The organism is Lentzea sp. NPDC020367 (assembly GCF_044387305.1).
Taxonomy (GTDB): Bacteria; Actinomycetota; Actinomycetes; order Mycobacteriales; family Pseudonocardiaceae; genus Lentzea.
In genome coordinates this window covers 1-26592 of record NZ_JBIRVV010000023.1, presented here as the reverse complement: position 1 = coordinate 26592, position 26592 = coordinate 1, and the positions used below count along the sequence as shown (strand labels likewise).

Genomic DNA, 26592 nt, shown 5'->3' with positions numbered 1-26592 from the left:
GAGCGCAGTCCGTCTGTTGTGCGGACTCGCCGTGGCGCCCATACGGTCGTTGCGTGAGATCGGTGATGCGAAGCCCGTACGAGCGCACGATTCCGTCCGATGTGGACGAACAGACGCGCGCCCGGCGCTGGAGGACGCTGTGATCGTCGTGGTGGGAGCCGGACTGGCGGGCCTGAACGCCGCGCTGGAGCTGGCCGCGGCCGGCGTCGAGGTCACCGTGCTGGAAGCGGGTGACGAGGTCGGTGGTCGCGTGCGGACCGACGTCGAGGACGGCGTGCGGTTCGACCGGGGCTTCCAGATCATGCTGCCCGCGTATCCGGAACTGGAGCGGCTCGGGCTCGATCCGTTGCCCCTCAGGCACTTCAGGCCCGGCGCGTTCGTGCACGACGACGGCAGGCACGACCTGCTCGCCGATCCGCGCAGCGGGCCGTCCGCGTGGGACGGCTTCCTGCGCCAGCACGTCCTCGGCCTGCGGGACGTGGCGGCGGTGGCGCGGTTCTCCGGCCCGGACGCCTTCGGACCGGCGCGGCCGTTGCTCACCGCCCAGGACCGCTCGACGAGCGAGGAACTGCGGCGGCTGGGGGTGTCCGCCCGAGCGGTGGAGGCGGTGTTCCGGCCGTTCCTGTCCGGTGTGTTCCTGGAACGGGAGCTCAGCACGTCGTCGAGGTTCTTCCACCTGGTGTGGCGCAGTTTCGCCCGAGGCGGCGCGGCGGTGCCCGCACTCGGCATGGGAGAACTGCCGAAGGCGATGGCGGAACGCCTGCCCAGCGACGCCGTCAGGCTGGAGACCGCCGTGAGGGCCGTGCACGACAACGGCGTGGACCTCGAGGAAGGCGGCCGGATCGCCGCCGACGCCGTGGTGGTGGCGACGGACGGCACGACCGCGGCCCGACTGCTGCCGGGACTGGCCGAACCCCGCTGGAACGGCGTGACCACGTGGTACTTCCGCCCGCCGAAGTCACCGCTGCGCGACGGCTGCCTGGTCGTCGACGCCGGCGGTGGCCCGGTCGTCAACACCGCGGTGATGTCGGAGGTGTCGCGCCCGTACTCGCCGCACGCTCCACTGGTGCAGGCCTCGGTGCTCGGCGAAGCCGGCGAGCACGCTGTCAGGGCGCACCTGGATCGCCTGTACGGCACGGACACCAGCCGGTGGGAGGTGCTGAAGCGGTACGACATCCCGCAGGCGATCCCCGCGATGACGGCGCCGCACCGCCTGAAGCAGTCCGTCCGCGCGGGTGGCCGTCGATACGTGTGCGGCGATCACCGCGACACCAGCTCGCTCCAGGGCGCCCTCCACTCGGGACGCAGAGCCGCGCACGCCGTGCTGGCCGACCTTCGTGGTGACCAGTGACGACGTTGTTGCTGTTCGGCGACCAGCTCGGACCGCAGTTCCACACCGGCCACGACGAGATCGTGCTGATCGAGTCGGCCGCGGCGTTGCGCCGCAGGCCGTACCACCGGCAGAAGCTGCACCTGGTGCTGTCCGGCATGCGCCACCTCGCCGCCGAGCACCCGGAACGCGTCACGCTCCTGCGCGCGAACACCTACGGCGAGGCCATCCGCGACCTGAACCGCCCGCTGGTCGCCTACCAGCCGGGTTCGGCCGCCGCGCAGAGGATGCTGACCGAACTCGGCGTGGAAGTGCTGCCCACCCCCGCGTTCGCGTTGTCCCGCGACGAGTTCACCGCGTGGGCAGGACCACGCGAGCGGTTCCTGATGGAGGACTTCTACCACTACCAGCGCACCCGGTTCGACGTGCTGATGGAGGGCGACGTCCCGGTGGGCGGCCGCTGGAACTTCGACACCGAGAACCGCGAACCGCCGCCGAAACGCGGGCGGCTCGGCGTTCCGGCACCGTGGTGGCCGGAAGAGGACGACATCGACGCACAGGTGCGTGCCGACCTCGACGCGATGGACCTGCCCGCGGTGGGCAGGGACGGCCCGCGCCGCTTCGCCATCACGCGAGAAGAGGCGCTCACGGCGTTGGAGGTCTTCCTGCGCGACCGCCTCCCGCACTTCGGCCCGCACGAGGACGCCGTCCTGACCAAGGACTGGACGATGGCGCACTCGCTGCTGTCGGTGCCGCTCAACCACGGACTCCTGCACCCGCTGGAGGTCGTCTACGCGGCGGAGGACGCCTACCGCGACGGTGCCGCGCCACTCGCGAGCGTCGAGGGCTTCGTCCGGCAGGTGCTCGGCTGGCGTGAGTACGTGTGGCACCTGTACTGGCACCTCGGTCCGGAGTACCAGCAGCGCAACGGTTTCCGCGCCACCGCCGGGCTGCCGTCGTGGTGGGCGGAGCTGCGGCCGGCCATGGTGCGCGCGGCGTGTCTGCGCACCGCTCTGGAAGGCGTCCGCGACCACGGCTGGGTGCACCACATCCAACGGCTGATGGTGCTGGGAAACCATGCGCTGCAACGGGGTTACGACCCGGCCGCGCTCAACGACTGGTTCGTGACGTCCTTCGTGGACGGCTTCCCGTGGGTGATGCCGGTCAACGTCATCGGGATGAGCCAGCACGCGGACGGCGGCGTGATCGCGACCAAGCCGTACCTCAGCGGCGGCGCCTACCTCAACCGGATGACGGACCACTGCGGCACGTGCTGGTTCGACCCGAAGCGGCGCACGGGCGAGCGCGCGTGCCCGTTCACCGCCGGGTACTGGGCGTGGCTCGACCGGCACGAGGAGCAGGTGAGCGGAAACCACCGCATGGCGCGGGCCGTGCAGGGGCTGCGTCGCATCGCGGAACTGGACGAGGTGCGCGTGCGGGAACGCGACCGCGAGATCTTCTAGGCGCCGGTGCGGTCCACGACCAGCCGGATCGCCTCGGTGAGGGTCGCCGGCCGGTGGACGTACGACGGCAGCTCCAGGCCGTCCCACCCGGCCCCCGCGACCGCGAGCACCGTGCCCGGTCGCGCGCCGAGCTCCTCCAACGGCACCCGCAACGCCAGCTCAGGCCGGTGGGCCCAGACCAACGCGACGGCGGGCCGCAGCCGGGTCACCGCGTCGTACAAGGCGTCCGCGGGCACACGGGCTCCGAGGTTGCGCCACATGCGGCCTTGTTCGGACAGCGCCGCGCCGAGCGCCTCCAGCGGCAGCCAGTGTTGCTCGTCCGGTGCGCACGACAGCAGCGCCGAGAGCACCCCGGGGCTGCTCGCGCGAGGGATCCCACGCAGGGCGAACAGCACGCTGCCGCTGGCCAGGTGCTCGATCTCCACGCCCTGGCCGGTGTCGGCGACCAGTTCGCCGAGTTCCACGAGTGCGGGGACGAACACGGCCTCCCAGGCGGAGACGACGCCGTGGTCGGTGATGAGCTGGTCGGCGAGGTCGGACATCATCGGTTCGTCGAGACGTTTCGCCGCGGCCAGGAAACTCCGCTGTGCCGAGAGCGCGTCCTGCCAGGTCAGCGGGGAGCGGGCGAGGCTCGGCCGGGCCTGGGGTTCGTGCCGTGCCAGCACGGCGGCGGACGACGCCGCGACACCCTGACCGGTCAGCACGACCATTCTGCGCAGCACTTCGACGTCCGCGTCCTCGTAACGGCGGTGGCCGCCGTCGGTGCGGAGGGAAGGGCCCAGCCCGTAGCGCTGGTCCCACGTCCTGAGCGTGGTCGGGGCGACGCCGAGCATCCCCGCCACCGCGCGCGGTGTGTAGGTCACGTCCTACGGGCGCGTTTCGCGAGCATCGCCCTCAACTCACTTTCCCCGAGTCCACCCCAGATGCCGAAGGTCTCTTGAACCTCCAGCGCGTGCGCACGGCATTTTTCCATGACCGGGCAGCGCTGGCAGATGGCCTTCGCCGCCGCCTCGCGACGGTCTCGCGCCAGGCCCCGTTCGTTGGGCGTGTGGAAGAAGGAGGCGCTGTCCATGCCGCGGCACAGGCCTTCGAGCTGCCAGTCCCACGACTCCGCGACCGGCAGGGGCAACCGTGACAGTTCGGGCATGGCGCACGTCCTCTGAGATCGGCCCGGGGTGGGAGGCCAGCCTAAAATCGACTCAGAAACGACGCAAGTCGACAGGTCACCATGTCGGGTGAATCTCGTTAAGGTGGGCCGCTCCACTGCAACGCCGGAGGGGGCATCGTGCGGTCGGTGAGGCGGGCACTGGCGACATCGGTCGCAGCCGTGGTCCTGGTGCAATCAGCAGTAACGGCACATGCCGAACCTGAGCGGTCCATCGTGTGGGCGGCGTGCCAGGACAACCCGGAAGGCGAGTGCGGGACGCTGAACGTCCCGTTGGACTGGAACAAGCCGAATGGCCCGCGCATCGGAATCGCGATCGCACGGCACGCCGCCACCGATCCGGCACGGCGGGTGGGCGTGCTGATGGTCGACCCCGGTGGTCCTGGGGGATCGGCGGCCGAGTTCGCGCTCTCCGGCCTGTTCAGCCAGGAGGTCCGGGCCAGGTTCGACATCGTCGGCATCGACTCGCGCGGCACCGGGAACAGCCTCCCGTTGCGCTGCGCCGACCTCATGGACGGGCAGCCGTCGACCTACCCGCAGGACGAGGCCGGGTTCGCCGCGCTGCTCACGCACAACAAGAACGTGCTCGAGAAGTGCCGTGCGCGCAGCGGGCCGATCTTCGACCACGCCGACAGCGCCGCGATCGCGCAGGACATGGACGCGGCGCGGCGGGCGCTGGGCGAGCGGAAGATCAGCTACTTCGGGCTGTCGTACGGCACGGTGTTCGGGCAGATGTACGCCGAGAGGTTCGGCGGCAAGGTCCGCGCGATGGTCCTCGACAGCGTGGTCGACCACAGCGTCGACGCCCAGCGGTTCGTCGGGGACCGGGCGGCCGCCGCGGACGACTCGTTCCGCGAGTTCGCGAACTGGTGCCAGAGCTCGACCGACTGCGTGCTGCACGGACAGGACGTGAGAGCGGCCTGGGAGGCGGCACTCGTCCGCGCCGACGGCGAGCAGGGAGGGCGGCAGGGTCTGATCGACTCCATGTACTTCGCGCTGCGCGGCCCCGACTGGCTCTGGGCCGCCGACCTGATCGCCGGGCGGCCGCTGCGGACCCAGGCCTTCGAACCCAACTACGAGTCCGTCCGGCTCGCCACCGTCTGCCAGGACTTCTCGCTGCGCGTCCGGAACTTCCGGGACTACGAACGGCTGCGGGCCGAGGAGCTGCGCCGTTCACCGATCATGCGCGGCAACCTCCTCGGCCACGACGAGGCCACCGCGTGCGTCGGTGTCCCCGGACCGCCCGCCAACCCGCCCCACCGCCTCGACATCGGTGACGCGCCGAAGATCCTGGTCCTCAGCGCGAAACACGACCCGACGACGCCGTACGAGTGGGCCGTCAACATCAAACGGCAGGCGCCGCGCAACACCGCGTTGCTGACCTACGAGGGCTGGGGCCACATCGCCTACCCCCGCAGCGCCTGCACACGGGCCAACGTCGACGCCTACCTGCTCGACCTGAGGACGCCAGCGGTCAGCTGTCCTGCCGTGCCGTAGTGATGAACGAGCGGTACCAGTGGTAGCTGGCACGCGGCGTGCGCTGCAACGTCTGGTAGTCGACGTGGATCAGGCCGAACCGGTGCTTGTAGCCGTGCGCCCACTCGAAGTTGTCGAGCAGTGACCAGCAGAAGTAGCCGCGCAGATCCACCTCCGCGGCCTGCGCTGCCGCGATGTGGTCACGCAGGTACGAGATGCGTTCGGTGTCCTCGAAGCCCTCCGAATCCGGGTAGACGCAGCCGTTCTCCGTGACGTAGACCGGCGGCAGGCCGGGGTGCCGTGCCTTGAGATCGGTCAGCGCGAACGTGAGCCCGGCGGGTTCGACGGGCCAGCCCATGCCGGTGCGCGGGACGTCCGGGAGCTGGGTCGTGTCGACGCCGATGTCGTGGGCCGTGCGCTTGGCCGGGTCGGGTTCGCGGTGCGGCGCGTCGGCGACGTGCAGCCGGTAGTAGTAGTTGAGGCCGACGTAGTCCAGCGGCTGACCGATGATCGCCAGGTCGCCGTCGTGCCGGAACGAGAAGTCGCTGATCTCGCCGAACATCGACGTCATCTCGTCCGGGTACGCCGAACCGAACAGCGGGTCGGTGAACTGCCGCCGCAGCAGGCAGTCCTGCCGGCTCGCCGCGGCGACGTCGGCGGGGGAGTCGCTGACCGGCACGGTGGGGGACTGGTTCAGCACGATGCCGAACTCGCCGCCGGTGCCGTTGGCGCGCATGGCCTGCACCGCGAGTCCGTGCCCCAGCAACAGGTGATGTGCCGCCGCCAGTGAGCCGTGGCCTTCGCGCGCGCCAGGTGCGTGACGACCTTCGCCGTAGCCCACGACCGAGGAGCAGTACGGCTCGTTCAGCGTGGTCCACTTGGTGACGACGTCACCGAGCGCCTCGTGCACCAGAGCGGCGTAGTCGGCGAACCGGTGCGCGACGTCGCGGTTGCGCCATCCGCCCTGGTCCTCCAGCGCCTGCGGCAGGTCCCAGTGGTACAGGGTCAGGAACGGCTCGACGCCGTTGTCCTGCAACGTCTCCACGAGTCGCCGGTAGAAGTCGAGGCCGCGCTGCTCGATCCGTCCGGTGCCCTCCGGCAGGATCCGCGACCACGACACCGAGAACCGGTACGCGTCGACGCCGAGGTCGACGAGAAGCCGCACGTCCTCGGCCCAGCGGTGGTAGTGGTCCGCCGCCACGTCCCCGGTGTCGCCGGACGCGACGGCGCCGGGCACCTGCGCGAAGGTGTCCCAGATGGACGGACCGCGGCCGTCGAGCCTGGCCGCCCCTTCGATCTGAAAGGCCGAGGTCGCCACGCCCCAGCGGAAGCCGGCCGGAAAACTCACAACAGTCTCCAAAGAAGGTCAGCCCTTGACGGCACCCGACATGATGCCGCCGACGATCTGGCGGCCGAACAACAGGAACACGAGCAACACCGGCACCGTGCCGATCGTCGCGGCGGTCAGCACGAGCGTGTAGTCGGTGGTGTAGCCGCTGGCCAAAGTGGACAGAGCGGTCTGCACGGTCGGGTTCTCCGGCACCAGCACCACGAGCGGCCAGAAGAAGTCGTTCCACGCCTGCATGAACGTGAACAGCCCGAGCACCGCCGCGGCAGGACGCGCCGCGGGCAGCGCGACGTGCCAGAACAGCCGCAGCGAGTGGCACCCGTCCATCCGGCCTGCCTCCAGCAGCTCGTCCGGGATCGCCCGTTCGAAGTACTGCCGCATGAAGAACACGCCGAACGCGGTCACGAGCCCCGGCACGATCACGGCGTGGATCTCGCCGGCCCAGCCGAACTCGCTCATCATCATGTAGAGCGGGATGATGCCGAGCTCGGTCGGGATCGCCTGCGTGCCGATGATGAGCAGCAGCAACACGTTGCGGCCGCGGAACTTCAGCTTGGCGAACGCGAAGCCGGCCAGCGTGGAGAACAGCACCACCGAGACGGTCACCGTGCCCGCCACCACGATCGAGTTCATCAGCGCCAGCGCGAAGTCGGTGGTGTCGAAGACGCGCGCGATGTTCGCGAAGAGGTGGCCGCCCGGCACCAGGACGGGCGGCACGCTGTCGATCGCGTCCGGTGTCTGCGAGGACACCACGAACGACCAGTACACCGGGAAGGCCGATCCGGCCAGGATCGCGATCAGCCCGGCGTACGTCCACGGCCCGGCCACGCGACGGGCCAGTCTGCGCGCCCGCCCCGCGGGGCCGGTGGGCCGCACCGGCGCGGGACGTTCCAGCACAGCGGTCATGGGGTCACTCCGTCCGGATCCGTTTGGTCACCAGGTAGCCGAGACCGGCGACGATCACCGTGGCGATGGCCAGCACGACGGCGATCGCCGAGCTGTAGCCGAAGTCGTAGTTCGTGAAGCCCTGCTCGTACAGGTACAGCGCGGCGGTCTGGAACTGCCGGTCGGAGCCGCCGGTCGCGGCCGCGGCGCCGGGGTTGAACAGCAGCGGTTCGGCGAGCAGCCGCATGTTGCCGGTGGTCGCGATGATCGTGGAGAAGATGATCTGCGGCCGCAGCAACGGCACGGTGATCCGCCAGAACTGCTGCCGCCCGTTCGCGCCGTCCAAAGTGGCCGCTTCGTACAACGTCGACGGGATCGCTTGCATGGAAGCCAGGAAGATCAGCGCGTGGTAGCCGGTCCAGCGCCACACCACCATCACGGCGATCGCGATGTGCGAGGACGCCGTGCCCGCCTGCCAGTCGATGTGACCCACGCCGAACAGCTCCAGTACCCAGTTGATCAGGCCGAAGTCCCGGCCGAACAGCTGCGCGAAGATGATCGTCACCGCCGCCACCGAGGTGATGTTCGGCAGGATGACGCCCATCCGGAACAGCGTGCGCGTGCGGACCTTGCGGTTGAGCAACTGTGCGATGAAGAGCGCGAACAGGATCTGCGGCACCGTCGTCAGGAGCCACAGGCTGAGCGTGTTGCCCATGGCGTTCCAGAAGTACGGGTCCGCCATGAGCGCCGCGTAGTTGTCGAACCAGACGAGGCTCGCCGCGTCGGACTCGAGCAGGTTGCGGTCCTGCAGCGAGACCCAGACGGTGTAGAGCAGGGGGAACAGCCCGAAGACACCGAAGATCAGGAAGTAGGGCGCCACGTACCCGTACGGCGCGAACTTCGTGTCCCAGCGGTGCCTTCTGGCCGTCTTGTCGATCAGGACCATGTCAGCTCGTCACTTCTGGACGTCGCCGACGAACTGGCGCCACGAGTCCTCGCCGTTCTGCTTGCCCTGTTCGACGCGCTGCATGGCGTTGCCGATCGCGGTCTGGATGTCGCCTGCCTTCGGCCCCTGGTACTGCGGGTTGAGCTTCTTGGCCGCGTCGGTGAAGAGCTTGCCGATCGGCGCGTCGTTGAAGTACGGGTTCTTGTAGTCGACGATCGACGGGTCGTCGTACAGCTTCGGGATCGACGGCAGCAGCCCGGCGCTCTTGAACACCTTGGCCTGCTGCTCGGGCGCGGTCAGCCAGGCCGCCAGCTCCACGGCCTTGTCGACGTTCTTGCCCGCCTTGGGAACCGTGAGGTACGAGCCGCCCCAGTTGCCGCCACCGCCGGGCACGGAGGTGACGTCCCACTTGCCGGCGGCCTCCGGTCCGGCCTGGTCCTTGATCTTGGCCATCTGCCAGGCAGGGCAGGTCACGGTCGCGAACTGGCCCTGCTTGAAGCCCGTGTTCCAGACCGGCGTGGAGTACAGGAGCTTCGAGGACAGGCCGGACTGCACGCCGTCGACGACGAGGTCCCAGCCCGCCTTGATCTCCTTGTTGTCACCCACGACGATCTTGTCGGTCTTGTCGTAGTAGCCGGTGGAGGCCTGGCCGACGATCGCGTTGAGTACGGTCGGGCCGCCGTCGAACCACTTGACGCCCTCGGGGGCCTTGGCCTGGAACGTCTTGCCGGCGGCCATGAAGTCCTGCCAGGTCGGCCACAGCGCCGCGACCTGGTCGCGGTCGGCGGGCAGCCCGGCGTTCTGCAGCAGGTCGCGGCGGTAGCAGATGGCCAGGCCGCCGATGTCGGTGCCGTACCCGATCTGCTTGCCGTCCTTGCTCAGCGACGCTTCCCACTTCCAGGCCAGCCAACGGTCCTTGAGCTCGCCGCCGCCCTTCGTGTTGAGGTCGACGAACTTGTCCGGCGTGGCCTTGAACTGGTTGACGTACCCCGTGTCGACCGCCTCGATGTCCGCCGCACCGCTGTTGGTCGCGAGGTGCGCGGCGAGGTTCTTGTGGTGGTCGGAGTAGGAGGCGGTGCGGTCGGTGATCTCGACGTCCGGGTGCGTGCTCGCGTACTCCTTGAGCAGCTCGGCGTAGCCGAAGTTGCCGAACAGGCCGATGGTCAGCTTCGTCTTGCCACCGGACGCGGTGTCGCTGCCGCAACCGCTGAGCACCATGGCGGTCGCCAGCGCGACGCAGCCGATGGCGAGTGCTTTGGGGCGCATTTTCCAGGCCTCCGTTGGTTTTTGGGCGCGCTGAAGCAGAAGAAGTGCTTCGTGGAGAAGGTGTGTGGCGCCAATGACAGCGGTGTTACGCGGTGTCCGTCAAGTAACGAGATGATAAACAGATCAACTTCGGCACCCGTTTGACTAGGGGAAGTGCTGCTCGTAGGGTCTATGTAACCGCTTACGGTAAATCGGGAGGTCCGATGGCGACCGGGCGAGAGATCGCCCAGCTCTGCGGCGTGTCCGTGGCGACGGTGTCGCGCGTCTTCAACCAGCCGGAAACGGTGAACGAGGAAACGCGTGAACGCGTGCTGCGCGTCGCGAAGGAGCTGGACTACCGGCCGAACGAGTCCGCGCGGGCGTTGTCGACGAAGCAGTCGACGATGATCGGCCTGGTCTGGGACACCGACCACCGCAGGCCCGGCTGGCGGCACCCGTACCTGCAGGACCTGTTGATAGGGCTGAAGTCCGCGCTCAGCGCGCACGGCTACCACCTGCTGATGCTCGCGACCAGCGGCGACTCGCGCGAGGTCGGCGCGTCGCTCGCGGACCCGGTCGGTTACGTGAACATGACCCGCCGCCACCACCTCGGCGGGCTGGTCCTGATCGACAGCGGTTCGGACGCCGCCGCGTTCGAAGCCTTCGCGCAGTCCGGATTTCCGTGCGTCGCGCTGGACGTGGCCGTCGACGGACCGCGTGCCACGTACGTGACGTCGGACAACGAGGGCGGCGCACGGTCGGCCGTCCAGCACCTCGTCGGTCTCGGCCACTCCCGGATCGCCACGATCACCGGCCCGCTGGGCAACCAGCCCTCCGAGGCCCGTGTTTCGGGCTACCGCAAGGCGTTGCGGGAGGCGGGCGTCGAGCCGCGCGACGACTACGTGGTCGCGGGCGACTTCTACCGGGCGAGCGGAACCGCTGCCCTGCACCGGCTTCTGGCGCTGGACGAGCCGCCCACCGCGGTCTTCGCGGCCAGCGACGAGATGGCGGTCGGCGCGCTGCTCGGCGCCCGTGCCGCCGGCCTGCGCGTGCCCCAGGACCTGGCGCTCGTCGGGTTCGACGACATCGAGATCGCCTCGGTGGTCGACCCGGCGCTGACGACGGTGGCGCAGGACAAGCCGGGGTTCGGGGTGGCGGCGGCGAAGACGATCATGGCCATGATCACCGGTGCCGGGCGCGAGGAGCCCGTGGTGCTGCCGACCCAGCTGGTGGTCAGGGATTCCTGCGGGGCCGGTTGGTCGGGTGGCGTGAGTGTTGCTGGCCCTGCGGGTGGTTGAGGGTTGTTGCGGGGCCGGTTGGTCGGGTGGCTCGAGTGTTGCTGGCCCGGCGGGTGGTCGAGGGTTGCTGCGGGGCCGGTTGGTCGGGTGGCGCGAGCGTTGCTGGCCCTGCTGGTGGTCGAGGGTTGTTGCGGGGCCGGTTGGTCGGGTGGCGTGAGTGTTGCCGGCCCGGCGAGTGGTTGAGGGTTGCTGCGGGGCCGGTTGGTCGGGTGGCTCGAGTGTTGCCGGCCCTGCTGGTGATCAGGGGTTCCTGCGGAGCGTGTTGGCGGCGTGGTCTGAGCGCTGCCGGGCTGGTGCGTGGTCGGGCGTGTCCTGCCGAGCGTGGATTCGGCCGCAGACGGGCCGCTAGTCCCTTGTGGACGTCGCGGCCGCGATGAGGGCGATCAGCTGCTGCCGGAAGTGTTCGTAGTCGTCGACGGCGCCGAGCAGCGTGTCGGACTCGCGTTCCTCGCGGCGGGCGGCGGCGAGGGCGCGGCGGCCTGCCGGGGTGATCTTCACCGACGTGCGCCTGCGGTCCTGCAGGTCCTGGCTGCGCACTACGTGGCCGCCGCGGTCGAGGTGTTCGATGGTGCGGCTCATGGTCTGGTCCGTGACCCGGCACAGCACGGCGAGCTCGCGCTGGGAACGCGGGCCGTCGGCGAGGTGGTGCAGGGTGATCATGCCCGCGTGGGTGAGGCCGCGGCCCGCAAGGAAGTCCTCGAAGCGCTTCTCGACCACGCGCGCCGCGACCGACAGGAGCCTGCCGGTCGGCCAGGAGTCGACGTCCACCTGGTCCGGGCGGTCTGGCACCGCCGGCTCGTCTCCTTCGGCCACGGCGCCATCATCCCAGACCCACCCGATCACCCCACGTCGGTCCCGAACGGCATGCCCGTCACCGGCGTGTCGCCCGCGAGCGCCGCCGCGATGGCCGCGGCCGCCGGCGGGTAGGCGAGTTCACCGAGGCCGCCGAGCGGAGCGGTCGACGGCACGATCGTCACGTCGATGTCGGGTGTCTGGTTGATCCGCGCCCACCGGTAGTCACCGAACGACGACTCCGCGACGTGTCCTTCCCGGACGGTGATCTGCGCGCCGAGCACAGTGGACAGTGCGTCGGCCACGCAGCCCTCCACCTGGGCGCGGACCCCGGACGGGTGCAGTGCCACGCCGACGTCCACGGCCGCGTGCACGCGCAGCACCCGGCGCGAGCCCGGTTCGGCGACGGCGATCACGGCGATCGCGGAACCGTATTCCTCCAGGCAGGCCACGCCCCGCGAAGTGCCAGGGGCGGGCGGTGTGCTCCAGCGGGCGCGGTCGGCGACGGTGTCGAGCACCTTGTGCAGCCGGGAGCCCGCGGGCAGCAGCGTCCGGCGGAGCGCGACCTGGTCGAGGCCGGACCTCGTGCCGATCTCGCTCAGGAAGTTCTCCTCCGCGTAGAGGAACTGCCCCGCGTAGACGGACCGCCAGAACCCGGTGCGCAGCGGCGCGGGCCGCACGGTGACCGTGACGTCGCCCGGCACGGTGTAGGGGAAGTGGTCGCCGCTCGCCTTGATCAGGGCGGGGTTCGAGAAGATGGGCAGGACGGTCAGCGGCCAGGTGACGACCTCGTGCGCCCTGCGGACGGGAAGGCCGTCGGCGCCGATCTCCGCGGACATCCTGTGCACCGACATCGGCCGGTAGGAGTCGTTGCGCATGTCGTCGGCACGAGTCCACAGCACTTGGACGGGGGCGCCCGCGCGTCGTGAGCAGGCCACCGCCTCCAGCACCGGATCAGGCTCGATGCGCCGCCCGAACGCGCCACCGGACGCCGCCGTCTCCACCCGCACCGCCGTGGCGGGCAGGCCGAGTTGGCGCGCCAGCTGGGTGCGCAGGCTGCCGGGGTCCTGCGTCGGCGCCCAGATGGTCACGCCATCCGGACGAACGTGGGCGGTGGCGTTCATCGGTTCCATCGGCGCGTGCGCGAGCAACGGCATCTGATAGACCCGCTGCAGGCCGTTGATCGGGCTCTGCGCGGGCAACGCCGAGTGCAGATCGGCGAGCCACGCGCGGCTGTCCGCGCCGGGTGTGCCGCCGCGCCAGGTGATCCGCAGCGCGTCACGTCCCCGCAACGCCTGGTGGGTCGACCGGGCGATCACCGCGACGCCACCCTGCCCCTCGGCGGGCGCGGTGAGCGTCAGGACGTCGACCACGCCGGGCAGGGCTCGGGTCGCGGTGTCGTCGATCGTGTCGGGCACCGCGCCGATCCACGGCGGCCGCGCCACGACCGCGACCATCCCACCGGGAGGCCGGGAGTCGATGCCGTAGCGGACGCGGCCGGTGACGACGTCGCGGGCGTCGACCCGGCCGCCCCGGGTCTTGCCCAGCAACCGCCACTTCTCCGGCGGCGTGAGCTCGACGGGCACGGTGGCGGGATCGAGAGCCGCGGCGCCGCGCACGAGCGCCCGGTACGGCAGCCGGCCCCGGCGCGGATGGCGCACGGCTCCGTCTTTCGCCGTGCACTCGCTGACCGGCACGCGCCAGCGTTGCGCGGCGGCGGTGACGAGCAGACAGCGCGCGGTCGCGGCGGCCGTGCGGATCGGGGTGGAGAGCTGGCGCACGGACGTCGAGTTGGCGACACCTTGCGAGCCGAAGCGTTCGGTGTCGCCGTGCGCCTGCTCCAGCTTGATGTCGCCGGCCTCGACCGCGAGTTCTTCGGCGACCATCAGCGCGACCACGGTCCGCACGCCCTGACCGGTGTCCGGCCGGGGCACGGTCGCGGTGATCCGGCCCGCGTCGTCCAGCCGCACGAACACGTTCGGCACGAGGCCCTCGGCCGCGAGCGCGGGCACCGGCACCGCGACGACCAGCGCGCCGACTCCCGCGCCGCGCAGCAACGTCCGCCTGCTGATCATCGTTCCTCCCGCATGATCCGGCTCGCGCGGCGCACGGCGTCGCGGATGCGGTGATAGGTGCCGCACCGGCACACGTTGTCGCGCAGGGCCTCGTCGATGGCCGCGTCGTCCGGGTCCGGATCACGGGCGAGCAGCGCCGCGGCGGCCATGACCTGGCCGGGCTGGCAGTAGCCGCACTGCGCCACGTCGAGCTCCCGCCACGCCCGCTGCACCGGGTGGTCCCCGTCGCGCGAGAGCCCCTCGATCGTCGTGATCCGGGCCTTCGCGCTGTCCGCGGCGGTGCGCACGCAGGGCCGCGCGGCCTGACCGTCCACATGGGACGTGCAGGCACCGCACAGGCCGACCCCGCACCCGTACTTGACCCCCGTCAGCCCCAGCTCGTCCCGCAACACCCACAACAGGGGAGTGTCGCCCTCGACGTCCACCTCGTGCCGTTCACCGTTGACGCGCAACAGATATCGGGCCACCGCGCTGCCTCCTGATTTGCTCAGTGCGCTGAACGTATCACGACAGACCGTGCATAATGCTCAGCATGCTGAACGATCTGCGGCGGCCCGGTCGGGGTGTTCTGGTGTGGGGTGTGGTGGCGAGCGCGCTGCTCACCGGCCTGGTGTGGGTGCTGGGTCAACGGCTGCACGGCATCGCGTTGCTGCCCGACCAGGGAGCCTCCTGGTACTACTGGAAGCTGCCGGATCCGACCTTCTGGACCAGGGCGTCCGCCTGGTTGGGCTACGCGGCGCACCAGCTCGTGTCGTGGGGCCTGATCTACTACGCGCAGACCAGGGTCCGGCGCTACACCACCGGCCTGCACCGCCTCAACGTCGTCGCCCTCGCCGCGAACGGCGCGTTCGTCGGCCTGCACGCCCTGCAGACGCAGGTGTTCTACGACGGCCTCGCCCAGGACGTCTCCATCTTCAGCTCGCAGGGCTCCGTCGTCCTGCTGCTCGTGGTCGTCCTGCTGATGGAGAACCGCCGCCGCGGCCTCGTGCTGACCTGGTCCGCGCCGATCTCCGCGCAGGTCGTCGGGTTCGCCCGCCGCTACCACGGCTACCTGTTCAGCTGGGCCGCCATCTACACGTTCTGGTACCACCCGATGGAGTCCTCGAGTGGGCACCTCATCGGGTTCTTCTACATGTTCCTGCTGCTCGTGCAGAGCAGTCTGATGTTCACGACATCCCACACGAACCGCTGGTGGACGCTGACCCTGGAGCTGCTCGTGGCCGCGCACGGCACGCTTGTCGCGGTGATGAACTCCGGCCCGAACGGGATGTGGCCGATGTTCTTCTTCGGGTTCGTGGCGATCTTCGTGCTCACCCAGATGCACGGCGTCGGGCTCAGCAGGGGAGTGAGGTGGTGGATCGGCGGCACGTACGTGGTCGCCGCCCTCGCCGTCTACTCCTGGCGAGGGCTCGGCAGGATCGACGAGGTCGTGCGGATCCCGCTGATCGAGTACCTGCTGGTGGCGGTGCTCGCCCTGCTGATCTGGGCGGGCGTCAGGCTGGCTCGTCCGGCTGCGACACCGACTCCAGAAGCTTCGCCGCCACGTCGCGGAGCTTGACGTTCAGCCGCTGCGACTCCGCCACGAGCAGCGCGAACGCGTCGTCGGCGGTGCACGTGTGCACCGCCATCAGCACACCTTTCGCCTGGTCGATCACGGCGCGCGACCCCAGGGCCCGCTCCAGTTGCCGGACCTGGCCCTGCGAGTGCCGCCACCGCTGGGCGCTGGTGATCGAGGCGGACGCGGCCGTGGTGAACAGCCGCATGAGGCCTTCGTCGAACGGGTCGAAGGCCGCCGCCGTGTAGCTGTAGATGTTGAGCGTGCCGATGTGCCGCGCCTCGGCGTCGTCCGAGGCCGGCAGCACGACCGGCACCGACAGGTACGCGCGCACTCCGGCCTTCTCAGCAGCGGCCTCGAACTCGGGCCACGAATCGCGGTGCTCGCCGATCACCGCGCGCACGGGCGTCAGGTTGAGCGCTGAATCCAGGCACGGCCCGCGACCGGAGTCGTACTGCTTCTGGTCGAGCTCGACGAGCCGCTGGTCCGTGGCCGCCGCCGTGTGCGGCTTGTCGTCCGTGACCACGGAGACGGTGACCGCGTCGGCGTCGGGCACGGCCCTGGCCGCGGTCTCCGCGACCCGCTGCAACGCGTCCTCGATCGACTCCTCGCCGGTGAAGGCGTCGTGCAGCTGTGTCAGCGCCTCGGTGGTCTCGTCGAGGCGCACGACCGGATCGGGGCGTTCGCCGTCGACCGATCTCACCGATCCTGATTGCACGTAGTCCGCCATGCCGCGGCGCCCCTTCGTCGCTCTGTGGAGTGTCCACGGGCGCCAGCTGCTTGACGCGCGTTCAGCGCATCGTACGGCCACGGGCAACGCGCGGTCCGGAACGGACGCACTGGAACCGGCGCCGGCGGCGGGTCGCTGCAAGGTCTCAACGTCCCGTGCCGACGCCGGCCGGACCACCCGAGGGCGGTCCTCCGGTGCGAACACGCGCGTGTTCGGCGTTTTGTCAGTACCCCGCCGCAGCCCTGCTCACACGGTGCGGACCACCTCGGTTCGCGGACACGGCGCGGTCGCGTTCCCGGTCGCGGTATCGGCACGCAGAGGTCTGGACCACCTGGCTCCCGCTGTGCCTTAATCCGAGTGTCGGTCGCCCGGTGCCCTCCCTGCCGTACCGGAAAGGAACCCCCATGCCCAGAGGCTTCTTCACGCGTGCCTGGAAAGCGCTTGCCGCCGCCGTCGCGGCGGCCGCTCTGGTCGCCGGTCCCGCGGCCGTCATGCCGCAGGCCGAGGCCGCAGCCCCGTTCAAGGTCCTCGCCTTCTACAGCGAGGCGCAGGACCAGGCGCACCGCAGTTTCCAGCGCGAGGCCAACGTGTGGTTCCCGCAGCAGTCCGCGGCCAACGGGTTCACCTACACCGCGACCAAGGACTGGAACCTGCTCACCACCATCACGCCCGGCCAGTACCAGGTCGTGATGTTCCTCGACGACAAGCCGCACACGCAGCAGCAGTACGAGGGCTTCAAGCGCTACCTCGACGCCGGCGGCGCGTTCTTCGGCTTCCACGTCTCGGCCTACTCCGACTCCGGTGACCAGGCCTACACCCGTTGGTACCACTACGACTTCCTCGGTTCCGGCCACCTCGCCGACAACAGCTGGGCGCCGACCGCCGAGACGTTGCGGATCGAGAACAAGGGCAACCCGGCCACCGCGAACCTGCCGGACACCATCCTGTCGTCGGCCAGCGAGTGGTACGCGTGGGAGAAGAACATCCGGCAGAACCCGAACATCACAGTGCTGGCGTCGCTGGACCAGTCGACGTTCCCGGTCGGCGACAACCCCGGCGAGATCTGGTACTCCGGGGATTATCCGATCATCTGGACGAACAAGAACTACCGGATGCTGTACGCGAACTTCGGCCACAACAAGATGAACTACGCCACGGACACCGCGCTGTCGTCGACATTTGAGAGCGCACAGCAGAACAAGCTGATCCTCGACGGGCTGCGCGGCCTCGGCGGTGGCGGCACGGGCGACCCCGGTGGCATCGACCCCGCCGCCTGGTACCCCGTGGTCAGCAAGGTGAACGGCAAGTGCGTCGACGCGAGGGCCGCCGGATCGAGCAACGGCACGGTGATCCAGCAGTACTCCTGCAACGGGACCACCGCGCAGCAGTTCCAGTTCCAGGCGACCAGCGGCGGCTACACGCGCGTCAACAACCGCACGAACGCCGCGCTGGTGCTGGACGTGTCCGGGGTGTCGCTCGCCGACAACGCGGCCGTGCAGCTGTGGACGTACGGCGGCGGCAACAACCAGCAGTGGCAGACGGTCTCCGAAGGCGGCGGCTACTACCACCTGGTCGCCCGGCACAGCGGGAAGTGCCTGACCGTCCCCGGTGGTTCGGCCGCGGACGAGGTGCAGCTGGTGCAGGCGGCGTGCAACGGCGGCGCGGCGCAGTCGTTCCGCGTCGCCTGACCCGCACGACCGTGCTCCGGGCCGGCGAGGCCCGGAGCACGTCAGGCGAACTCGACGACCGCCCGGTACCGCACGCTGCCTTCGCGGACGCGGTCGAGTGCCCGCTCGAAGTCCGCGGCCGCGAACGTCTCCACCTCGGGCCGGATGTCGTGACGGGCGGCGAAGCCGAGCATCTGCCGGGTCTCGGCCACAGTTCCGACGATGCCGCCGACGACCGCCTTCGCCTCGGACACCAGGCCCAGGGCGGACAGGGTGACGGGGTGCGTGGGGATGCCCGCGACGCACAGCCGGCCCTGAGGGCTCAGGATCGCGAGGTAGTCGTCCCACGGCAGGTCGGCGGAGACGGTGGACAGGACGAAGTCGAACGAGCCTGCCGCCGCTCGCAGCGCTCCCGGCTCGCGGGAGGCGATGAAGTCCGTGGCGCCGAAGCGTTCGGCGTCGGCTCGCTTGTCCGATGTCGTCGAGATCGCGGTGACGGCGCAGCCCCACCTGGACAGGAACTGGAGGGCCAGGTGGCCCAGGCCGCCGATGCCGACCACCGCGACGCGATGCGTGGGCAGGACCCCGTTGGCCAGCAGCGGTGAGAACACCGTGGTGCCCGCGCAGAGCAGTGGCGCGGCGTGCTCGGACCGCATCCCGTCGGGGATCGGGTGGACGTGCCGCCAGTCGCTCGCCCGGACGTGGTCGGCGAACCCGCCGCGGTCGCCGCGCAGGACGAGGGCGTCGCGGCGGGGGCACAGGTTGGTCCGGCCGCTGAGGCACCAGTCGCAGTGGAAGCAGGATCCCGCGAGGGCGCCGACGCCGACCCGCTGTCCGATGGGCAGGGCATCGGGATTCACGGCGTCACCGACGGCCACCACTTCGCCGACCACCTCGTGCCCGGCCACGGCGGGGAACCGGCCGAGTCCCCACTCGTCGTCGATCGCGGCCAGGTCGGTGTGGCAGATTCCCCCGTGCGTCACGCGGACGTCGACCTCGTTGGGCCCCAACGGTTCCGCCGTGTACGCGTAGGGCAGCAGAGGTGCGCCGGCTTCGTGTGCCGCGAACGCGTGGACCTTCATGCGACGTCAGGTTCCTTTCGGAGGGCCGAGGGTCATGGAGGCGAGGACGATCTCCTGCGCCGCGCGGATCGTGGCCGGGAGGGCGGCCGGATCCCGGCTGATGCGGTCGATGCCCGCGCGCATCGCCCCGGACAGCAGTTCCACGGTGAGCCGCACGTCGTCGACGCCGTGGAACTCACCGCTGGAGAGCCCGTCCTGGACGACGTCCTCCACCTGGACCACGAGCGCGGTGAACGGGTTGTCCGGCCCGTCCGGCAGTTCGGCCACCAGCGAGCCGGAGTTCGGCAGGAACATCAGCCGCATGGCGTGGTTCGTGGACGCCGACAGGATCGCCTCGACGATCTCCCGCAGCCGGTCCGCGGCCGGTTCCGGTGAGCGCGCGGCGATCGAGGCCACCTGCTCGGCCAGGGGACGGCTCGCCCGCCGGGCGAGTTCCAGGACCAGCGTGCGCTTGTCGGCGGCGTAGTTGTAGAGGGTGTTGCGCGCGAGTCCCGCCTGGGCAGCGATGTGGCCCATGGTGATCGACTCGTAGTCGCGTTCGAGCAGCAGGTGCCGCAGCGCCTCGGTGAGGTCCGCCCACACCATCTCGTGGTGTTCCTCGATGGTGGCGGCGCGAATCCGCGGCATCTGATCGTTCTCCTCGGTCGTGGGAACCGTCCGCTACCGCGCGGGCGCGACGTCCGGCATCGTCGGCTGGTTCTCCTGGTGGATCGCGGTCAGCTTGACACGGGTGAGCCGCCAGCCCTCCGGCGTGCGGACCGCCTCGTTGTCGTAGAAGCCGACGACCAGCCAGGGAGCGGCCGCGAGTCCGTCCGGCAGCCAGTGCTCGGCGCGGACGTGCGCGTGGATCTTCGCGGTGTCGCCGTCGAGGTCGACCACGTGACCGGTGATGGCGTGGTGCGTCGCCTTGAACGGCGCGAAGCTGGCGCGGAGGGCCTCGACGTAGTCGCTCAGCGGGACCGTCATCACCGGCATGCCCGTCACGGACTCGAAGTCGAGCGTGAGCACGTCGGTGAAGACCCGGCCGGGCAGGGTCGTGAACTCCTTCAGGTCCGCGATGTCGGCGTAGTGGCTGATCAGTTCGACGAGTTCGGCGCGATCTTCGAGCGTGCTCACGGTGACTCCTGACTTTTACGACAACCTGTCGCAAAAGATTACGACAGGTTGTCGTAAACGGCAACCGGGAACCCTCGATCCGGCTCCGGGCGGCACCCGCGCCGTGTAGAACGACGGTGGCGGATCGCTGCGGGGATGGGCCGGAGCGGGACGCCACGTGTGGGGGACTCCATCAACGGAGGACGAATGAGTCGACGAAGTGCGGCGGTTCTGGCGATCGCGGCGGCGTTCGGGCTGGGAATGCTGGTCCCCTCGGCGGCGCCCGCGGCGGCCGCGGAACGGTTCTGGGAGCTCCAGCTGAACCTGTGCAACAGCGGCGTTGCCGGGGTGAGCTGCTACGCGCAGGGCCGATCGATCATCGAGGGCGGCGACCTGATCGCCCGGCTGCGCCCGAACATGGTGACGCTCAACGAGATCTGCGCCAACGACCTGCCCAACTACCTGGTGCCGTCGCTCGAGAGGGCGTGGCCGGGAGATCGGGTGTACTCGTACTTCGCGCCCGCCCTGCGGCGGGACACCGGCGCGCCGGTGAAGTGCGCCAACGGTCAGGACTACGGCAACGCCGTGATCGGTCGCGTGGCGGCGGCGAACTACCAGGGCGTGAAGACGTACAGCGGCAGGTACGCAAGCCAGGACGGCGGCAACGAGCAGCGGACGTACGCGTGCGTGTACGCGATCGGCGACCACCTGGGATGCGCGACGCATCTGTCGGCCAGCAGCGAACCGGTCGCCCTCGCGCAGTGCCGGTCCCTGCTGTTCGACGCCATCCCGCAGATCCGGGCGGCGGAGGGAGTGACGGGGAAGACGATCGTCGGCGGTGACTTCAACCTGGAGTACGACACCTCCGATCCGGAGAACGCGCAGAACTGCGTTCCTCCCGGCCACATCCGCAAGGGGGACAACGACGTGCAGCACGTGGTGTTCTCCAACGACATCGCGTTCGTCAGCACCTCCAAGTACGGCATGAGCCACACCGACCACGACGGGTTCCTGGTGCGGCTGACCAAGCCGTGACGGCGTGAGCGTCGCCCACCACGAACGGTGGGCGACGCTCGTCAGCCAATCTGGTGAGCGATCGGCTCCGAACCACTCGCGTGAAGGCAACACGAACGATCCTCATCGGCCTGGTGTCGGTGGCCGCGGCGCTGGCGGCTGGACACCTCGTCGCGGGACTGGTGAGCCCGTTGGCCTCGCCGTTCCTCGCGGTCGGGAACACCGCGATCGACCTGACGCCCCACCCGGTCAAGGACTTCGCCGTCCGCACGTTCGGCGAGAACGACAAGCTGGTGCTGCTCGGCGGCATGGCGGTCGTGCTGGCCGCACTGGGTGTGGTGGCGGGGCTGCTGTCCCGCCGCAGTCCCTGGCCCGGCACCGCCCTCGCCGGTGTGCTCGGACTGCTGGGGATCGCCGCCGTGCTGGCCAGGCCGACCACGACCGCGTGGTCGGTGATCGCACCGCTGGCCAGTCTCGTCGTCGGGGTCGCGGCGTTCCGCTGGTTGTGGTCCCAGGCGCCGGTGGTGGTGCAGGGGAGGAGGAAGTTCCTGTTGTCGACGGCGGCGATCGCGGCGGGTGCCGGTCTCGCGGGGCTGGGCGGGCAGTTGCTCGCCGGACGTGTGGACGTCGAGGCCTCCCGGCGCGGCATCAAGCTGCGGCCCAGGGAGACCGCGCCGGAGATCCCGTTCGACGCCGACTTCTCCCGCGAGGGCACACCGACCTTCCTGACGCCGAACGACAAGTTCTACCGGGTCGACACCGCGCTCACCGTGCCTCGCCTGCGAGCGGAGGACTGGCGCATGCGGGTGCACGGCATGGTGGACAACGAGATGGTGCTCACCTACGACGACCTGCTGCGGCGTCCGATGGTGGAGAAGACCATCACGCTGGTGTGCGTGTCCAACGAGGTCGGCGGGCCGTACATCTCCACGTCGAACTTCATCGGCGTCTCCCTGCCCGACCTGCTGCGGGACGCCGGCGTGCGGCCCGGTGCCGACCAGCTCGCGACGCGCAGCGTGGACGGCTGGACGTGCGGCACGCCGGTCGAGTCGATCATGGCGCCCGGATCGAACGCGATGCTGGCACTCGGGATGAACGGTGAGCCGTTGCCGCTGGAGCGCGGCTTCCCGGTGCGCATGGTCGTGCCGGGTCTCTACGGGTACGTCTCCGCCACGAAGTGGCTGGTGGACATGGAACTCACCACCTTCGACGCGTTCGACCCGTACTGGGCGCAGCGCGGCTGGGGGAAGAAGGCGCCGGTCAAGGTCATGTCCAGAGTGGACCGGCCGAAGTCCTTCGAGCGGGTGCCGGCGGGCAGGTTCGTCGTGGCGGGCATCGCCTGGGCCCAGCACACCGGCATCGACGGCGTCGAGGTCCGCGTCGACGGCGGGCCGTGGCAGAAGACCACGCTGAGCACCGAGGTCAACGTCGACACCTGGCGGATGTGGCGCATCGAGCTGGATCTGAAGCCCGGTAACCACACCGTGGAATGCCGCGCCACCGACCGGAAGGGCTACACCCAGACCAACGAGCGCGCCGCTCCCATTCCGGACGGCGCGACTGGCTGGCACTCGATGGTCTTCACCTCGGTCGGCTGACGCGGGTGAGCTCGCACCGATGAGTTTCGCGCGGCGCGCCTGTCCACACGTCTCAGACCGGCTGACGGAAGGATGGCGCCATGCGCAAACTGATCTACGGCATGAACCTGAGCGTGGACGGCTACGTCGCCGCCGAAGACGGCGACATCAACTGGGGCGTGTCGAGTGACGAGCTGTTCCAGTGGTGGCTCGTACAGGAACAGGCGATCGACCTGTTCCTGTACGGGCGCGGGCTCTGGGAGATGATGAGTTCCCACTGGCCGACAGGTGACCAGAGGCCGGGTGCCACCGCGGCGGAGATCGAGTTCGCGCGGAACTGGCGGGACACGCCGAAGGTGGTGTTCTCCTCGACGATCGGCGAGGCCGACTGGAACACCCGCGTGGTGGCCGGCGACGCGATCGCCGAGATCACCCGGCTCAAGGCCGGGGACGGCGGTCCGATGAGGGTCGGTGGTGCGACGCTGGCCGGGGCGGCCATGCGGGCCGGCCTGGTCGACGAGTACGAGATCGTCACCCATCCGGTCCTGGTCGGCGGCGGCAAGTCGTTCTTCGGCACGCTGGACGGCGGGGTGAACCTGAACCTGGTGGAGACGCGGACGTTTCCCGGCGGGACGGTCCTCACCAGGTACGAGAGGCGCTGAGCGCCCTAGGCGTCGTTCGCCGCACGCTCTCGCAGCACTGCGAGAGCGGTGTCGGCGTGCACGGTGAACTTCAGCTCGCTCTTGATCACTTCCAGGATCCGGTGGTCGGTGTCGATGACGAACGTGTGCCGCTTCGCGTGCAGGGGGCTGAAGCGCCGCCAGACGCCGAACCGCTTCGCCACCGCACCGTCCACGTCGGACAGCAGCGGGTAGCCGAAGCCGTTGGTGGCAGCGAACTCGCGCTGCCTGCGCACGGAGTCCGGGCTGATCCCGACCCGGTGGGCGCCGACTTCGCCGAACTCCTTCGCCAGGTCGCGGAAGTGGCAGCTCTCCGCGGTGCAGCCGCCGGTCATCGCGGCCGGGTAGAAGAACAGCACGACCGGGCCGGAGTCCAGGAAGCCGGACAGCGTGCGGGGATCGCCGTTGTCGTCGGGCAGGATGAAGTCCGGGGCGGTGTCTCCTCGTTTCACAGCCGTTCTTCGATGCCGGGAGCACCGCGGATTGGTCTCCCGGCACGACTCGACCCCGATGCCGCGAGGCCATCGGGGTCGAGTCGTCTCTGCTGGTGTTCAGAGCCAGGTGGAGAGCGCCTTGACGATGTCGGCGCGCTTGCGCGGTGCGGTGAGGGTCGCGACGGGCTGTCCGCCGGAGAACAGCATCAGCGTCGGGATGCTGAGAACGCTGTAGCGGACGGCGATGTCGGGATGGGCGTCGATGTCGACCTTCACGACGGAGATCTTGGCCTGGTGTTCCTCGGCGATGCCGGTGACGACCGGGCTCAGTTGCTTGCAGGGACCGCACCAGGGTGCCCAGAAGTCGACCAGTACGGGCTTGTCCGCGCCGAGGACGTCGGTGTCGAAGGAGTCGGTGGTGACGTCAGCGAGTGTCATGGTGGTGTTCCTGATCATCCGAAGGTGAAGGAGAAGGCCTGGACGCCGGGGCCGACGGTCGCGGTGAGCGAGCCGCCCTGGATCGTCGGTGTGGCAAGGAGTTGGTAGGAGTTCGGGGTTCCGTCGACCTGGACGGTCTTGGTCTGCCCGCCGTTCTGGACGGTGACGGTTCCCTTGCCGGACAGCACCATCCGGACTTCCTTGGCGCGGTAGTTGAGCTTGATCTGCCCGGAGTCGCCGGTGGGCGTGATGGACTGGGTGTCGAGTTTCCAGGCGCCGGCCAGGGCGAAGCTGTCGGTGCCCTGCTTGTCGGGGAACTGGAAGGCCTTCTCGCCGCTGGTGTAGTCCTCGGTGCCGGCGAAGTTCACGCGCTTGGTGGAGCCGAGATAGGTCTCGGGGGTGATGTCTCCGACGACGGGGGTGTCGTCCTGCAGTTCGGTGGCGGCGGGGAGTTTCGTTTCGGGGTTGGCGTCGGTCAGCAGCTGCCTGATCAGCTTCTCCGTCACCTGGTAGTCGCCTTCACCGAACTTGATGTGCCGCACGGTGCCCTGGGCGTCGATGAGGTAGTGGGCGGGCCAGTAGCGGTTGCGGTAGTTGGTCCAGGTGCCGAGGTTGTTGTCGAGGGCGACGGGGTAGGTGATGCCGAAGTTCTTGGCCGCGGCCTCGACGTTCGCCGGTTCCTTCTCGAACGCGTATTCGGGGGAGTGGACGCCGATGACCTGCAGGCCGGCGTCGCGGTAGGCCTTGTCCCACGCGACGATGTGCGGGATGGAGCGCTGGCAGTTGATGCAGGAGTAGGCCCAGAAGTCGATCATCACGACCTTGCCGCGCAACGACTTCAGCTCCTGCGGCTGGGAGTTGATCCACTGCTGGATGCCGGTGATGTCCGGCGCGGTGCCGCAGCTCTCCAGCTCGGGTGCGCCGTCGGAGCACTTGTCGAGGTCCTTGTTCTGGTCGTTGACCAGCCCGCCGAGGTTGAGCGCCCGCTTGACCTGCTCGGAGTTGTTCACCTTGTCCTGCAAAGAACTCGTGTAGTCCGGGATCACCCGCTGCAGCAGCTGCGGCAGGTTGAACACCAGCCCGAACGCCAGCGCGATCATGACAACGCCCGCGGTGATGCGGATACCGCGCTGACGCTTGCGGAACGACCGCACCCGCTCGGCGACCCGGCGCCCGGCGAGCGCGAAGATCAGCAGCGGGATCGCCGCACCGACGGCGAACGTGAGCGTCAGCACCACGGTCTCAGTGCCGATCCGGCCGGTGGAACCGGCGACGGTGATGGCGGCCAGCACAGGGCCCGCGCAGGGCACGTAGACAGCGCCCAGGGCCAGGCCGAGGGTGAAACCGCCGCGGGTCGCGTCCGGGTTGCGTTGCGGGATCCAGCTGAACGGCTTTTCCAGCAGTTGTTCGAAGCGCGGCACGATGAGGCCGATGCCGATCAGGACGAGCACGACGATGCCGCCCCAGCGCAGGACGTCCTGCGGCAGGTTGAGCACGGTGAGCAGCAGCGATCCGAACAGGGTGACGAGGCTGAAGCTGACGACGAGTCCGGCGATGACGAGGTAGGGCCTGGTGCGGGAGGCCGGTTTGGTCGCCACGGCCACCGCGCCTGTGCCGGAGTCCGTCGCACGGGCGCTCTGGGTGCCGCCGGAGAAGAAGATGACGGGAAGGACGGGCAGGATGCACGGTGAGATACCGGTGACCAGGCCGCCGATCAGACCGATCAGTGCGAGGGTCAACATGTGGGGCCCTACTCGGGTTGACGGAACTGCGTGATGTCGCTGATTCGGCGCCGGCCCGCGGCCGGATTGGCCACCGCTGCTGTCCACTGTGGATGATCGGGACGTTTTGCCTGGTGGGGCGTGATTTCCGGATTGTTCGGTAACGGATCGATAACCACACCCATCCGTTCCCCCCGGGGTGGCGAATCACCAGCAACCGACCGAACACCCTTGGAGATGTCCTGTCATGAACAAGACCGTCCGCAACACCGTCCTGGCCGTCGGCGCCGTCTCGCTCGCCCTGTTCGGCGCGGCGTGCGGCTCGGGTGACATGGCCAGCAGTGGTACCTCGTCCAGTGCCGCGCCCACCTCGACCGCGACCTCGTCCGCCGCGATGGCCGACCCGGCCAAGGACCTCGTCGGTCCGGGCTGTGCCGACTACGCGAAGCAGGTTCCGTCCGGCGCGGGTTCCGTGAGCGGCATGGCCGCTGACCCGGTCGCCGTCGCCGCGTCGAACAACCCGCTGCTCAAGACGCTGGTCGACGCCGTGTCCGGCAAGCTCAACCCGAAGGTCAA

25 protein-coding genes and 1 pseudogene are annotated in these 26592 nt (G+C 69.7%); 10 read left to right on the top strand and 16 right to left on the bottom strand.

Annotated elements, in window-relative coordinates; translation table 11 throughout:
* The first annotated feature begins 31 nt into the window (after window positions 1-31).
* Both ACH413_RS44225 and ACH413_RS44220 read left to right on the top strand, forming a co-directional pair.
* Window positions 32-1351, top strand: a complete 1320-nt coding sequence (locus ACH413_RS44225; protein WP_360038885.1) for an NAD(P)/FAD-dependent oxidoreductase — start codon at window positions 32-34, stop codon at window positions 1349-1351.
* Window positions 1348-2793 carry a cryptochrome/photolyase family protein gene (locus ACH413_RS44220; RefSeq protein ID WP_360038882.1) on the top strand — a complete coding sequence of 482 codons (1446 nt, stop codon included), beginning with the start codon at window positions 1348-1350 and terminating at the stop codon, window positions 2791-2793. Before ACH413_RS44225 ends, ACH413_RS44220 begins: the two co-directional genes overlap by 4 nt.
* On the opposite strand, the gene ACH413_RS44215 is transcribed toward ACH413_RS44220, so the two are convergent.
* Together ACH413_RS44215 and ACH413_RS44210 are read right to left on the bottom strand one after the other, a co-directional pair.
* Window positions 2790-3656: a MerR family transcriptional regulator gene (locus ACH413_RS44215; RefSeq protein WP_360038880.1), complete on the bottom strand. Its 867-nt coding sequence runs from the start codon at window positions 3654-3656 to the stop codon at window positions 2790-2792. The two genes, ACH413_RS44220 and ACH413_RS44215, sit on opposite strands and share 4 nt — an antisense overlap.
* Window positions 3653-3940, bottom strand: coding sequence for a WhiB family transcriptional regulator (locus ACH413_RS44210; protein WP_360038877.1), 288 nt, complete (start codon window positions 3938-3940; stop codon window positions 3653-3655). Before ACH413_RS44210 ends, ACH413_RS44215 begins: the two co-directional genes overlap by 4 nt.
* A 147-nt stretch (window positions 3941-4087) precedes the next feature.
* Here ACH413_RS44210 and ACH413_RS44205 point away from each other — a divergent pair, with 147 nt between their 5' ends.
* Window positions 4088-5455 (top strand): alpha/beta hydrolase, encoded by a 1368-nt coding sequence (locus tag ACH413_RS44205; RefSeq protein WP_360038874.1) that lies wholly within the window; start codon window positions 4088-4090, stop codon window positions 5453-5455.
* Here ACH413_RS44205 and ACH413_RS44200 read toward each other — a convergent pair.
* From ACH413_RS44200 to ACH413_RS44185, 4 genes are read right to left on the bottom strand one after another with little or no spacing between them, the layout of a single operon-like run.
* On the bottom strand, window positions 5433-6782 hold the full coding sequence (locus ACH413_RS44200; RefSeq protein WP_360038871.1) for a GH1 family beta-glucosidase: 1350 nt from the start codon (window positions 6780-6782) through the stop codon (window positions 5433-5435). The genes ACH413_RS44205 and ACH413_RS44200 overlap by 23 nt on opposite strands.
* Window positions 6783-6800: 18 nt before the next feature.
* Window positions 6801-7688 (bottom strand): carbohydrate ABC transporter permease, encoded by an 888-nt coding sequence (locus tag ACH413_RS44195; RefSeq protein WP_360038868.1) that lies wholly within the window; start codon window positions 7686-7688, stop codon window positions 6801-6803.
* A gap of 4 nt (window positions 7689-7692) precedes the next feature.
* Window positions 7693-8613, bottom strand: a complete 921-nt coding sequence (locus tag ACH413_RS44190; RefSeq protein ID WP_360038865.1) for a sugar ABC transporter permease — start codon at window positions 8611-8613, stop codon at window positions 7693-7695.
* A gap of 9 nt (window positions 8614-8622) precedes the next feature.
* The gene (locus tag ACH413_RS44185; RefSeq protein WP_360038862.1) at window positions 8623-9879 is read right to left on the bottom strand and encodes an extracellular solute-binding protein; all 1257 of its coding nucleotides are present in this window, start codon (window positions 9877-9879) and stop codon (window positions 8623-8625) included.
* Window positions 9880-10082: 203 nt separating this feature from the next.
* Here ACH413_RS44185 and ACH413_RS44180 point away from each other — a divergent pair, with 203 nt between their 5' ends.
* Entirely contained in the window at window positions 10083-11156 is a 1074-nt protein-coding gene (locus ACH413_RS44180) for a LacI family DNA-binding transcriptional regulator (RefSeq protein WP_360038859.1), read from the top strand.
* A gap of 345 nt (window positions 11157-11501) precedes the next feature.
* Here ACH413_RS44180 and ACH413_RS44175 read toward each other — a convergent pair whose 3' ends face one another.
* Genes ACH413_RS44175 through ACH413_RS44165 form a run of 3 tightly spaced genes read right to left on the bottom strand, consistent with a single transcriptional unit; the run spans window position 11502 to window position 14490 of the window.
* Window positions 11502-11969, bottom strand: coding sequence for a MarR family winged helix-turn-helix transcriptional regulator (locus tag ACH413_RS44175; RefSeq protein WP_360038856.1), 468 nt, complete (start codon window positions 11967-11969; stop codon window positions 11502-11504).
* 26 nt (window positions 11970-11995) lie between these two features.
* Window positions 11996-14023, bottom strand: a complete 2028-nt coding sequence (locus tag ACH413_RS44170) for a molybdopterin cofactor-binding domain-containing protein (RefSeq protein ID WP_360038853.1) — start codon at window positions 14021-14023, stop codon at window positions 11996-11998.
* Window positions 14020-14490, bottom strand: coding sequence for a (2Fe-2S)-binding protein (locus tag ACH413_RS44165; protein ID WP_360038850.1), 471 nt, complete (start codon window positions 14488-14490; stop codon window positions 14020-14022). The genes ACH413_RS44170 and ACH413_RS44165 overlap by 4 nt, the downstream gene beginning before the upstream one ends.
* Before the next feature lie 65 nt (window positions 14491-14555).
* Here ACH413_RS44165 and ACH413_RS44160 point away from each other — a divergent pair, with 65 nt between their 5' ends.
* Complete coding sequence (locus tag ACH413_RS44160; protein ID WP_360038847.1) at window positions 14556-15581, top strand: hypothetical protein; 1026 nt, start codon at window positions 14556-14558, stop codon at window positions 15579-15581.
* On the opposite strand, the gene ACH413_RS44155 is transcribed toward ACH413_RS44160, so the two are convergent.
* Window positions 15517-16281, bottom strand: a complete 765-nt coding sequence (locus ACH413_RS44155) for a GAF and ANTAR domain-containing protein (RefSeq protein ID WP_360038844.1) — start codon at window positions 16279-16281, stop codon at window positions 15517-15519. The genes ACH413_RS44160 and ACH413_RS44155 overlap by 65 nt on opposite strands.
* A gap of 431 nt (window positions 16282-16712) precedes the next feature.
* Here ACH413_RS44155 and ACH413_RS44150 point away from each other — a divergent pair, with 431 nt between their 5' ends.
* On the top strand, window positions 16713-17996 hold the full coding sequence (locus tag ACH413_RS44150; RefSeq protein WP_360038841.1) for an RICIN domain-containing protein: 1284 nt from the start codon (window positions 16713-16715) through the stop codon (window positions 17994-17996).
* A gap of 41 nt (window positions 17997-18037) precedes the next feature.
* On the opposite strand, the gene ACH413_RS44145 is transcribed toward ACH413_RS44150, so the two are convergent.
* Genes ACH413_RS44145 through ACH413_RS44135 form a run of 3 tightly spaced genes read right to left on the bottom strand, consistent with a single transcriptional unit; the run spans window position 18038 to window position 20173 of the window.
* Window positions 18038-19057, bottom strand: a complete 1020-nt coding sequence (locus tag ACH413_RS44145; protein ID WP_360038838.1) for an NAD(P)-dependent alcohol dehydrogenase — start codon at window positions 19055-19057, stop codon at window positions 18038-18040.
* A 6-nt stretch (window positions 19058-19063) separates the two neighbouring features.
* Window positions 19064-19684, bottom strand: coding sequence for a TetR/AcrR family transcriptional regulator (locus tag ACH413_RS44140; RefSeq protein ID WP_360038835.1), 621 nt, complete (start codon window positions 19682-19684; stop codon window positions 19064-19066).
* Between the two features lie 33 nt (window positions 19685-19717).
* Window positions 19718-20173, bottom strand: a complete 456-nt coding sequence (locus ACH413_RS44135; RefSeq protein WP_360038832.1) for a nuclear transport factor 2 family protein — start codon at window positions 20171-20173, stop codon at window positions 19718-19720.
* A gap of 186 nt (window positions 20174-20359) precedes the next feature.
* Between ACH413_RS44135 and ACH413_RS44130 the strand changes: the two genes are divergently transcribed.
* From ACH413_RS44130 to ACH413_RS44120, 3 genes are all read left to right on the top strand, one after another.
* Window positions 20360-21187: a hypothetical protein gene (locus ACH413_RS44130; protein WP_360038830.1), complete on the top strand. Its 828-nt coding sequence runs from the start codon at window positions 20360-20362 to the stop codon at window positions 21185-21187.
* Window positions 21188-21267: 80 nt separating this feature from the next.
* A complete protein-coding gene (locus tag ACH413_RS44125) occupies window positions 21268-22764 on the top strand; it encodes a molybdopterin-dependent oxidoreductase (RefSeq protein ID WP_360038827.1) in 1497 nt (498 codons plus the stop codon).
* An 80-nt stretch (window positions 22765-22844) separates the two neighbouring features.
* Entirely contained in the window at window positions 22845-23405 is a 561-nt protein-coding gene (locus tag ACH413_RS44120; RefSeq protein WP_360038825.1) for a dihydrofolate reductase family protein, read from the top strand.
* Window positions 23406-23410: 5 nt separating this feature from the next.
* Here the strand turns inward: ACH413_RS44120 and ACH413_RS44115 are convergent, their stop codons facing one another.
* The 3 genes from ACH413_RS44115 to ACH413_RS44105 all read right to left on the bottom strand — a co-directional run bounded on the left by ACH413_RS44115 (window position 23411) and on the right by ACH413_RS44105 (window position 26037).
* Window positions 23411-23875 carry a peroxiredoxin gene (locus tag ACH413_RS44115; RefSeq protein WP_360038822.1) on the bottom strand — a complete coding sequence of 155 codons (465 nt, stop codon included), beginning with the start codon at window positions 23873-23875 and terminating at the stop codon, window positions 23411-23413.
* A 99-nt stretch (window positions 23876-23974) separates the two neighbouring features.
* Entirely contained in the window at window positions 23975-24295 is a 321-nt protein-coding gene (gene trxA, locus ACH413_RS44110; RefSeq protein WP_360038819.1) for a thioredoxin, read from the bottom strand.
* A gap of 14 nt (window positions 24296-24309) precedes the next feature.
* Window positions 24310-26037, bottom strand: coding sequence for a cytochrome c biogenesis protein DipZ (locus ACH413_RS44105; RefSeq protein WP_360038816.1), 1728 nt, complete (start codon window positions 26035-26037; stop codon window positions 24310-24312).
* Between the two features lie 226 nt (window positions 26038-26263).
* Between ACH413_RS44105 and ACH413_RS44100 the strand changes: the two are divergent.
* Window positions 26264-26592 (top strand): annotated as a pseudogene (locus ACH413_RS44100) (fasciclin domain-containing protein); the annotation flags it as partial.

Coding starts and splice junctions, on each gene's coding strand:
- ACH413_RS44210 (WP_360038877.1), bottom strand. CDS start 3,940: ATGCCCGAACTGTCACGGTTGCCCCTGCCGGTCGCGGAGTCGTGGGAC.
- ACH413_RS44195 (WP_360038868.1), bottom strand. CDS start 7,688: ATGACCGCTGTGCTGGAACGTCCCGCGCCGGTGCGGCCCACCGGCCCC.
- ACH413_RS44190 (WP_360038865.1), bottom strand. CDS start 8,613: ATGGTCCTGATCGACAAGACGGCCAGAAGGCACCGCTGGGACACGAAG.
- ACH413_RS44185 (WP_360038862.1), bottom strand. CDS start 9,879: ATGCGCCCCAAAGCACTCGCCATCGGCTGCGTCGCGCTGGCGACCGCC.
- ACH413_RS44180 (WP_360038859.1), top strand. CDS start 10,083: ATGGCGACCGGGCGAGAGATCGCCCAGCTCTGCGGCGTGTCCGTGGCG.
- ACH413_RS44170 (WP_360038853.1), bottom strand. CDS start 14,023: ATGATCAGCAGGCGGACGTTGCTGCGCGGCGCGGGAGTCGGCGCGCTG.
- ACH413_RS44160 (WP_360038847.1), top strand. CDS start 14,556: ATGCTGAACGATCTGCGGCGGCCCGGTCGGGGTGTTCTGGTGTGGGGT.
- ACH413_RS44150 (WP_360038841.1), top strand. CDS start 16,713: ATGCCCAGAGGCTTCTTCACGCGTGCCTGGAAAGCGCTTGCCGCCGCC.
- ACH413_RS44145 (WP_360038838.1), bottom strand. CDS start 19,057: ATGAAGGTCCACGCGTTCGCGGCACACGAAGCCGGCGCACCTCTGCTG.
- ACH413_RS44140 (WP_360038835.1), bottom strand. CDS start 19,684: ATGCCGCGGATTCGCGCCGCCACCATCGAGGAACACCACGAGATGGTG.
- ACH413_RS44130 (WP_360038830.1), top strand. CDS start 20,360: ATGAGTCGACGAAGTGCGGCGGTTCTGGCGATCGCGGCGGCGTTCGGG.
- ACH413_RS44120 (WP_360038825.1), top strand. CDS start 22,845: ATGCGCAAACTGATCTACGGCATGAACCTGAGCGTGGACGGCTACGTC.
- trxA (WP_360038819.1), bottom strand. CDS start 24,295: ATGACACTCGCTGACGTCACCACCGACTCCTTCGACACCGACGTCCTC.
- ACH413_RS44105 (WP_360038816.1), bottom strand. CDS start 26,037: ATGTTGACCCTCGCACTGATCGGTCTGATCGGCGGCCTGGTCACCGGT.